The sequence below is a fragment of the Okeania sp. SIO2C9 genome (assembly GCF_010672455.1).
GTDB lineage: Bacteria > Cyanobacteriota > Cyanobacteriia > Cyanobacteriales > Microcoleaceae > Okeania.
The window spans coordinates 382,062-382,913 of record NZ_JAAHGO010000003.1 but is presented as its reverse complement, the minus strand read 5'-3'; the positions used below and the strand labels follow the sequence as shown (position 1 = coordinate 382,913).

At 28.6% G+C, this 852-nt stretch carries 2 protein-coding genes; both read right to left on the bottom strand.

The window, feature by feature from the left end:
- Window positions 1-271 precede the first annotated feature (271 nt).
- Window positions 272-463: a hypothetical protein gene (locus F6K23_RS03860; protein WP_293150805.1), complete on the bottom strand. Its 192-nt coding sequence runs from the start codon at window positions 461-463 to the stop codon at window positions 272-274.
- 139 nt (window positions 464-602) lie between these two features.
- Window positions 603-852, bottom strand: a 250-nt coding sequence (locus F6K23_RS03855) for a hypothetical protein (protein ID WP_293150803.1), incomplete at its 5' end; no start/stop codon positions are given.

Sequence of the window (852 nt, the reverse complement as noted above, 5' to 3'; positions counted from 1 at the left end):
TTCATATTCTGGTTGATATAGTCTTTTTGTCATTTGGCTATAAATATTTTTCGCATAAATTTCAAGTCTCTTGTAATAAAGTTTGCTTTCCCTAATTAAATAAACATCTGCTAGACTTTCTTCTTCTGTCATTTTAATCTTATCTATAATTGTCAAGTAAGAATTGTCGATTTGTTTGAGGATAACTTCTAGTTCTTTTTGAGAAATATCCTTGTCTGAAATTTGTTTTAGTTTCAGTTATGATTTTGAGCAGTAGCTCCCCGAAGTATTACTAATTTTCTTGTTTGTGAAGTAGCTCTGTTATCTCTTCAGGAATGTCATAGGGAGAAACTTCATATTCTGGTTGATATAGTCTTTTTGTCATTTTTCTATAAATATTTTTCGCATAAATTTCAAGTCTCTTGTAATAACGTTTGCTTTCCCTAATTAAATCAACAAAAATACTATTTTCTGCTTCTGTCATTTTTACCTTATTTATAATTGTCAAGTAAGAATTGTTGATTTGTTTGAGGATAACTTCTAGTTCTTTTTGAGAAATATCCTTGTCTGAAATTTGTTTTAGTTTCAGTTATGATTTTGAGCAGTAGCTCCCCGAAGTATTACTAATTTTCTTGTTTGTGAAGTAGCTCTGTTATCTCTTCAGGAATGTCATAGGGAGAAACTTCATATTCTGGTTGATATAGTCTTTTTGTCATTTTTCTATAAATATTTTTCGCATAAATTTCAAGTCTCTTGTAATAACGTTTGCTTTCCCTAATTAAATCAACAAAAATACTATTTTCTGCTTCTGTCATTTTTACCTTATTTATAATTGTCAAGTAAGAATTGTTGATTTGTTTGAGGATAACTTCT